6 protein-coding genes and 1 riboswitch are annotated in these 8334 nt (G+C 61.0%); of the genes, 5 read left to right on the forward strand and 1 reads right to left on the reverse strand.

The window, feature by feature from the left end:
- Positions 1–288: 288 nt before the first annotated feature.
- From ACR0DO_RS19235 to ACR0DO_RS19250, 4 genes are all read left to right on the forward strand, one after another.
- Positions 289–3075 (forward strand): bifunctional aconitate hydratase 2/2-methylisocitrate dehydratase, encoded by a 2787-nt coding sequence (locus ACR0DO_RS19235; protein ID WP_480561058.1) that lies wholly within the window; start codon positions 289–291, stop codon positions 3073–3075.
- Positions 3076–3243: 168 nt separating this feature from the next.
- A riboswitch (TPP riboswitch) is annotated at positions 3244–3349 on the forward strand.
- 32 nt (positions 3350–3381) lie between these two features.
- Positions 3382–4362, forward strand: a complete 981-nt coding sequence (thiB, locus tag ACR0DO_RS19240; protein WP_480561059.1) for a thiamine ABC transporter substrate binding subunit — start codon at positions 3382–3384, stop codon at positions 4360–4362.
- Positions 4338–5885, forward strand: a complete 1548-nt coding sequence (locus tag ACR0DO_RS19245; RefSeq protein WP_480561060.1) for a thiamine/thiamine pyrophosphate ABC transporter permease ThiP — start codon at positions 4338–4340, stop codon at positions 5883–5885. The genes thiB and ACR0DO_RS19245 overlap by 25 nt, the downstream gene beginning before the upstream one ends.
- The gene (locus ACR0DO_RS19250) at positions 5872–6564 is read left to right on the forward strand and encodes a thiamine ABC transporter ATP-binding protein (protein WP_480561061.1); all 693 of its coding nucleotides are present in this window, start codon (positions 5872–5874) and stop codon (positions 6562–6564) included. The genes ACR0DO_RS19245 and ACR0DO_RS19250 overlap by 14 nt, the downstream gene beginning before the upstream one ends.
- Before the next feature lie 3 nt (positions 6565–6567).
- Here ACR0DO_RS19250 and speB read toward each other — a convergent pair whose 3' ends face one another.
- Entirely contained in the window at positions 6568–7533 is a 966-nt protein-coding gene (gene speB / locus ACR0DO_RS19255) for an agmatinase (protein WP_170449086.1), read from the reverse strand.
- Positions 7534–7844: 311 nt separating this feature from the next.
- Here speB and ACR0DO_RS19260 point away from each other — a divergent pair.
- Positions 7845–8334 (forward strand): sugar phosphate nucleotidyltransferase (locus ACR0DO_RS19260; protein ID WP_480561062.1); only part of this gene is annotated, 490 nt, incomplete at its 3' end.

The following is an 8334-nucleotide window of genomic DNA, read 5'->3' on the forward strand; positions in this document are numbered from 1 at the left end:
AATCGTCACGGCCTACTCCTGTCATGTTCCAGTGTGCGCTACCAGAAATGCTCTCGACCTGACAGGCAGGGGCGACGTTTGTGACAGAACCCTGACCGGGTACTCTCTGGACGGCTGGGAGTACTGGTTCTGATAAACCGCAGCCGCGGGATGGGTTCATGGGGCGCAGATGGTCCCTTGATATTCTCCGCAGAATGGTATACCGCCGCATACAAATGATTGCCGGGTTGGTCAGAACACCGCGAATCCGGCACATAGCGTCACCAATTGCAAACAGCCGGATCAGCCATGAGCCTTTATACAGACTACCTCAGCGAAATCGAAACCCGCAAGGAACAGGGGCTGCACCCCAAGCCCATCGATGATGGTGCACTTGTCAAAGAGATTGTCGGCCAGATCAAGGATACCGGCAACGCACACCGGGCGGAGTCGCTGAACTTTTTCATCTATAACACGCTGCCGGGCACAACCAGCGCCGCAGGTGAAAAGGCCAAGTTCCTGAAAGAGATCATTCTGGGCGAGGCCGCTGTCGAGGAAATCTCGGTTCCCTTCGCGTTCGAACTGCTGTCGCACATGAAAGGCGGCCCTTCGGTCGAGGTTCTGCTGGACCTGGCCCTGGGCGATGACGCTGCGATTGCGGGTCAGGCTGCCGACGTGCTGAAGTCGCAGGTTTTCCTGTATGACGCCGACACCGACCGGTTGAAGGCCGCGTTCGAGGCCGGCAATGCGGTGGCGAAGGACATTCTGGAAAGCTATGCCAAGGCCGAGTTCTTCACCAAGCTTCCTGATCTGGACGAAGAAGTAAAAGTCGTGACCTACATCGCCGGTGAAGGTGATATTTCGACAGACCTGATGTCGCCGGGCGCCGAGGCGCATTCGCGTTCTGACCGAGAGTTGCATGGCCAGTGTTTCAGCACTCCGGAAGCCCAGGCCGAGATTCGCGCATTGCGTGAAGCGCATCCTGATGCCCGCGTGATGATGATCTCGGAAAAAGGCACCATGGGCGTGGGGTCGTCGCGCATGTCAGGGATCAACAACGTGGCGCTGTGGACCGGCAAGCAGGCCAGCCCTTACGTGCCTTTCGTCAACATCGCGCCGGTCGTGGCAGGCACCAATGGTATCTCTCCGATCTTCCAGACCACCGTTGGCGTGACCGGTGGTATCGGCATCGACCTGAAGAACTGGGTCAAGAAGGTTGACGAAGACGGCAACGCGATCCTGAACAATGACGGCAACCCGATCCTGGAAGAGGCCTATTCGGTGGCAACCGGCACGGTTCTGAAGATCAACACCAAAGACCACAAGCTGCTGAGCGAAGATGGCGAAGAGCTGGCCGATGTGTCCGCGTCGTTCACGCCGCAGAAAGTGGAGTTCATGAAGGCGGGCGGGTCTTACGCCGTTGTCTTCGGCAAGAAGCTGCAGACATTTGCGGCCGAAACGCTGGGCGTCGAAGCTCCCTTGGTCTTTGCCCCGTCGAAGGAAATCAGCCACGAAGGCCAGGGCCTGACTGCGGTCGAGAAGATCTTTAACAAGAACGCGGTCGGCACCACGCCGGGCAAGACCTTGCACGCCGGTTCGGATGTGCGCGTCAAGGTAAATATCGTTGGCTCGCAGGATACCACCGGCCTGATGACCATGCAGGAACTTGAGGCGATGGCGGCAACGGTCGTGGCGCCCAGCGTTGATGGCGCCTATCAGTCGGGCTGCCACACCGCATCGGTCTGGGATACCAAGGCACAGGCCAACACGCCGCGCCTGATGAAGTTCATGAACGATTTCGGCCTTGTCACCGGTCGTGATCCGAAAGGCGTCTATCACGCGATGACCGACGTGATCCACAAGGTGCTGAACGATATCACCGTGGATGACTGGTCGGTCATCATCGGCGGCGACAGCCACACCCGCATGTCGAAAGGCGTGGCCTTCGGGGCTGACTCGGGCACCGTGGCACTGGCGCTGGCCACCGGCGAAGCCTCGATGCCGATCCCGGAATCGGTCAAGGTGACCTTCAAGGGCAACATGGCCGAGCACATGGACTTCCGCGATGTGGTGCACGCCACCCAGGCGCAGATGCTGGAACAGCATGGCGACAACGTGTTCCAGGGCCGCGTGATCGAGGTGCATATCGGCACGCTGCTGGCGGATCAGGCCTTTACCTTTACCGACTGGACCGCCGAGATGAAGGCCAAAGCCTCGGTCTGTATTTCGAACGACGACACGCTGATCGGTTCGCTGGAACTGGCCAAATCGCGCATCCAGATCATGATCGACAAGGGTATGGAGCATGAAAACGGCATGCTGCAAAAGCTGATCAACATCGCGGACGCCCGCATTGCCGAGATCAAGTCGGGTGAAAATCCGGCTCTGCGCCCCGATGACAACGCCAAATACTTCGCCGAAGTTGTCGTCGATCTGGATCAGATCGTCGAGCCGATGATCGCCGACCCGGACGTCAACAACGCCGATGTTTCCAAGCGCTACACCCACGACACGATCCGCCCGATCTCTTACTACAATGCAGAAAAGCAGGTGGATCTGGGCTTTGTCGGCTCGTGCATGGTGCACAAGGGCGACATCAAGATCGTCGCGCAGATGCTGAAGAACCTGGAAAAGGAAACCGGCAAGGTCGAATTCAAGGCGCCGCTGGTTGTAGCAGCCCCGACCTACAACATCATCGACGAGTTGAAGGCCGAGGGCGACTGGGAAGTGCTCGAGAAATACTCGGGCTTCGAGTTCGATGACCTGTTCCCGAAAACGCAGGCGCGCACCGAGTATGAGAACATTCTCTATCTCGAGCGTCCCGGCTGTAACCTCTGCATGGGCAACCAGGAGAAAGCCGCCAAGGGTGACACGGTTCTGGCCACCTCGACCCGCCTGTTCCAGGGCCGCGTCGTGGCAGATGCACCGGACAAGAAAGGCGAAAGCCTGCTGGCCTCGACCCCGGTTGTCGTGCTGTCGGCCATCCTGGGCCGAACGCCGAAGATCGAAGAGTACAAGGCGGCGGTCGAAGGCATCGACCTGACCAAGTTCGCCCCGCCCGTGGTGCCGGAAAACACCAAATCAGCGCATTTCTAAGACCAGTCAGGCCGGTTCATCACGAACCGGCCTGAACGTTTTCCGACAGCGGATTTCCTGATCCCGCCCGCTTGACCACGGTGATGTAAAAACACGAACCGGGCGGGTGAAATAGGTGAAACCCAACCAACAGGCGGGTTGTCTTTTGGTCGGTTCCCGCCTAGTCAGAGCCTCACCTCGGGGTGCGTGGCGCGACCACGCTGAGATGCCATTGGCGAACCCGTTGAACCTGAACCGGCTAGAACCGGCGGAGGGAAAGGTGACGGTTTCATCCATCCTTGCCCTCTCGCCGCAATGGAGGATGACATGAAACATCTGATGATTGCTGCGGGACTCCTGAGCGCAACCACGGCCATTGCGGCCGATAAACCTCAGCTGACCGTGTATACCTATGACAGTTTTGTCTCGGACTGGGGCCCCGGCCCACAGGTGAAAGAGGCGTTTGAGGCCGTCTGTGACTGCGAGCTGAACCTTGTCGGCGTCGAGGACGGCGCGGCGCTGTTGTCGCGCATCCGGCTTGAGGGTGAGAACTCGGACGCTGACGTTGTGCTGGGGCTGGATACCAACCTGATCAATGCGGCCAAGGAAACCGGCCTGTTTGCGCCCAGCTCGGTCAGCGCTGAATACACGCTGCCGATCGAGTGGACGGATGAGGTGTTCGCGCCCTATGACTGGGGCTATTTCGCCTTTGTCCATAACGCCGATGCTGCGGCGCCCGCGAATTTCCGTGAACTGGCCGAGGGTGACACCAAGATCATCATTCAGGACCCACGCTCCTCGACCCCCGGTCTGGGGCTGCTTTTGTGGGTGCAGGCGGCATATGGCGATGAGGCGGCAGATGTCTGGACCGGTCTGGCCGACAATATAGTGACCGTGACCAAGGGCTGGTCCGAGGCGTATGGCCTGTTTCTGGAAGGTGAGGCCGACATGGTTCTCAGCTACACTACATCGCCTGCCTATCACCTGATCGCCGAGGAAGACGCCAGCAAAGCGGCGGCTGCTTTTGACGAAGGTCACTATATGCAGGTCGAGGTCGCGGCAAAGCTGACCGGGACCGATCAGCCGGAGCTGGCGGATCAGTTCCTGAACTTCATGGTTTCGGACGCGTTCCAGCAGATCATTCCGACCACCAACTGGATGTATCCGGCGGTGACTCCGGCAGCAGGGCTGCCCGACGGATTCGACACGCTGATTCAGCCGGAAAAATCCCTGCTGTATTCTCCGGATGAGGCCGCCGCTGTGCGGGATCAGGCGCTTGCGGAATGGCTGAGCGCGCTCAGCCAGTAAGCCCCTGGCCGGGCGTTGGCGCGGCGGCTTTGGTGGCCGCGCTGATTCTGGGGACCCTTGCCGCTGTTGCCCTGCGAGCCGAGGCAGCGGGCGGCTTCGGCCCGGCGGATTGGGCTGCGCTGCGGTTCACACTTGTTCAGGCGGTATTGTCGGCCCTGTTCAGCGCGGCGCTGGCAGTGCCGGTGGCGCGGGCGCTGGCCCGGCGCCGGTTTCCGGGGCGGCGGGTGCTGATCGCGCTGTTGGGCGCGCCGTTTATTCTGCCGGTCATCGTGGCGATCCTCGGTCTGTTGCAGGTCTTTGGCCGCGCGGGTTGGATTTCGGATATTTTGGGAGTTTTCGGCCTGCCGCCGATGCGGATTTACGGGTTGCACGGCGTTGTGCTGGCGCATGTGTTCTTCAACCTGCCTTTGGCTACTCGGCTGATCTTGCAGGCGTGGCAGGAAATCCCCGCTGAACGCTTTCGTCTGGCCGCGCAGTTGGGCTGTGACGGCATGGCGATGTTCCGCCTGATCGAGCTGCCGATGCTGAGGCGCATCCTGCCCGGCGTGCTGGCGGTGATCTTTGCCATCTGTCTGACCAGTTTTGCCGTCGCCCTGACCTTGGGTGGGGGACCGCGGGCAACAATGATCGAACTCGCGATTTATCAGGCCTTTACCTATGATTTCGACCTTGGCCGGGCGGCATTGCTGTCGGCGTTGCAACTGGCCCTGACCGCAGCGGCTGCGCTGGCGGCCCTGAAGTTTTCGCGCGGCGACGGGTTCGGAGCAGGTCTGGACCGGGCCATCCGCCGCTGGGATGGCGGTGCGCCAATACTTGATGCGTTTTGGATTCTGGCCGCAGCGGCGTTTCTGCTGCTGCCTTTGGCGGCGGTGGTGATTTCGGGGCTCTCTGGGCTGTTCGAGATGCCTGCGCTGGTGTTCCGCGCCGCGCTGACCTCGGTATTGGTGGCGGCGGCCAGCACGGCGGTTCTATTGATGCTGGCCTTGCCCATGGCCACGGCCGTTGCGACCGGGCGGTACGGTATTGTTGAACTCAGCGGTATTCTGGGACTGGCGGCGTCGCCCTTGGTGATCGGCACCGGCCTGTTCATCCTGATCCGCCCGGTGGCCAATCCCACCGCACTGGCGTTGCCGGTCACGGCGCTGGTAAATGCGGTTATGGCGCTGCCGTTCGCCCTGCGTATTCTGGTGCCCGCCGCGCGGGACGTGGTCACCCGGCATGGGCGGCTGGCACTGTCACTGGATATGGACAAGAAGACGTTCCTCACCCGAATTCTGCTGCCCCGAATGCGCCCGCAAATCGGTTTTGCCGCAGGCCTTGCCGCCGCGTTGTCGATGGGCGATCTCGGTGTCATTGCGTTGTTCGCCGATCCGCAGATCGCGACCTTGCCGCTGCAGATTTACCGGTTGATGGGGGCTTACCAGATGCAGGCGGCGGCGGGGGCGGCGTTGTTGCTTTTGGTGCTGTCGATGGGGGCATTCTGGCTTTTGGATCGCGGAGGGCGATTACATGCTGAAACTTGACGGTTGCGTCATTGAAAACGGCGGTTTCGCCCTGGAGGCCGATTTTACAGTCGAGGCCGGGACCAGCGTTGCCATTGTCGGCCCCTCCGGCGCGGGCAAGTCGACGTTGCTTGAGGCAATCGCCGGGTTTCGCGGCCTCAAACAGGGGCAAATCCTGTGGCAGGGGCAGCGGATTTCCAACCTTGCCCCGGGAAGACGCCCGCTGGCGATGCTGTTTCAGGATGGCAACCTGTTCCCGCATCTGACGGTGGAACAGAACGTCGCCCTGGGCCTGCGCCCGAACGGGCGCCTGTCGGCAGAGGAGCAATCGCAGGTCAAATCCGCGCTGGCCCGAGTGGCGCTGCCCAGTCTTGAGGGGCGCAAACCGGCCGAGCTGTCCGGTGGCCAGCAAAGCCGGGTCGCGCTGGCCCGGGTTCTGGTGCAACGGCGCGACATGCTGCTGCTGGACGAACCCTTTGCGGCGCTGGGACCGGCGCTGAAAGCGGAGATGCTGGATCTTGTTGCAGGGTTGCTGGCCGAGACCGGAACAACCCTGCTGATGGTCAGCCATGACCCGCAGGATGCCCGCCGCATTGCCGAGCAGACCGTGCTGGTGGCCGACGGGCGCGCGCATCCACCCGCGGCGACCGCGCAGCTGTTCGACAACCCGCCGCCCAGCCTGCGGGCCTATCTGGGCTAGCCACTATTTTCGATTGTGGAAGATGAATCCGAGGAAGTTCAGCAGGACCTGAGCCGCCAAAATCTGTGTGCTTTCCGTCTGATCATAGGCCGGGGCGACCTCGACCAGGTCGATACCGACCACATCGCCGCGCTTGCTCAGCCCCTGAAGGATTTCCAGCACGTCATAATACAGGAACCCGCCATGGCTGGGCGTTCCGGTGCCCGGCGCGATCGAGGGGCAGAACGCGTCGATATCAATGGTGACATAATAGCGCGCGCCCTCGGGGATGCGCTCCAGAACACCGTCCGTACCCAGTTTGCGCACCTGCCGGACCGATAGGATGTCCGAGCCACGGGCGCGGGCGTCTTCATAGCCTTCTCTGGCGGTCGAGGACACGTTGCGGATGCCCAGCTGTGTCATCCCCGAGACGTAGTCCTTTTCGATCGCCCGCCGCATCGGGTTGCCGTGGCCTTCGGTGACGCCGTGGCGTTCATCGACAAAATCCAGATGCGCGTCGATCTGAACCACATGAATGGGGCCGTTCTTGTCGCAATCCTCGGCAAAGGCGCGGATACAGGGAATGTTGACCGAGTGATCGCCGCCGATGGTCACCGGCAGCGCACCGGCATCCAGTATTTTCTTCACGCCATATTCGATATTGGCGTGGCTTTCCTCGGTCTTGGTGTGGATGATATCGGCGTCGCCCAGATCGACAATTCGCACGTCGGCGCCCAGATAGGTGGCGTCGTCCTCGTGGTCATAGGCGCCAGCATGGCCAAAGCTGAACAGGGTCGAGGCCTCGCGCACCGCGCGCGGCCCGAACCGGGCGCCCGAGCGGAACTGACATCCAAAATCGAACGGTGCGCCAAGGATGGCGACATCGGCATCAATATTGTCCCAGTCCCCGACATAGGGCTTTTTGCCAAAGGTCGCGATGCCGACAAAGGGCAGGTTCAGACGACCCGATTCATAGCCATGACCCGACATGATTTCTCCGTTCTTTTTGCGTTACCGTTACAGGAACTGCGTGAATTCAGGTGATGCCGCCAGCTGTCCGGAGGCAGTTCGCAGGATGATAAGAAAAGTGCGGTGCACCGCAAGCCACCACCGACCAACAATGATGAAAAGCGGCGGTGATGAACGCCACATCTAAGGCTTGGCGTTTGCATGTGTCTTAGGCGCAATATCGCAGGCATACCGCATGTCAGCGAAAAAACTTCGCGGTGTTGTCCAGGCACTTGTCACATTAAAAGTCATTGACTAGGACCGGTTGAAGCAAATCAGATATTGAGCATTTTATGTTGATCACACCTGTTCTTCTTTGCGGTGGTTCCGGAACGCGCCTGTGGCCGTTGTCGCGCAAAAGCTATCCCAAGCAATTCGTGCCGCTGGTTGGTGAGGAAACCCTGTTTCAGGCCTCTGCGCGGCGGCTTTCCGGGGCGACGGACCGTCTGAACTTTGCGGCGCCGGTGGTGCTGACCAACTCGGATTTCCGCTTCATCGTGGCCGAGCAGTTGCAGGCCATCGGAATCGACCCCGGTGCCATTCTGATCGAGCCCGAGGGGCGCAACACCGCGCCCGCCGTGCTGGCTGCGGCGCTGCGCGCCCATGCCGAAGACGCCGATGCGGTGCTGCTGGTTGCCCCCTCCGACCACGTGGTTCCCGATGTGGCGGCCTTTCAGGCGGCGGTTGCCCGCGGGATGGAAGCCGTGGCGCAGGGTCAGCTGGTGACCTTTGGCATCACCCCGACCCATCCGGAAACCGCCTATGGCTATCTGGAACTTGCCT

The organism is Ruegeria sp. AM9 (assembly GCF_056540565.1).

Bases quoted from the DNA above. Each gene is read 5' to 3' on its own strand.
- ACR0DO_RS19235 (WP_480561058.1), top strand. From the start codon at position 289: ATGAGCCTTTATACAGACTACCTCAGCGAAATCGAAACCCGCAAGGAA.
- thiB (WP_480561059.1), top strand. From the start codon at position 3,382: ATGAAACATCTGATGATTGCTGCGGGACTCCTGAGCGCAACCACGGCC.
- ACR0DO_RS19245 (WP_480561060.1), top strand. From the start codon at position 4,338: ATGGCTGAGCGCGCTCAGCCAGTAAGCCCCTGGCCGGGCGTTGGCGCG.
- ACR0DO_RS19250 (WP_480561061.1), top strand. From the start codon at position 5,872: ATGCTGAAACTTGACGGTTGCGTCATTGAAAACGGCGGTTTCGCCCTG.
- speB (WP_170449086.1), bottom strand. From the start codon at position 7,533: ATGTCGGGTCATGGCTATGAATCGGGTCGTCTGAACCTGCCCTTTGTC.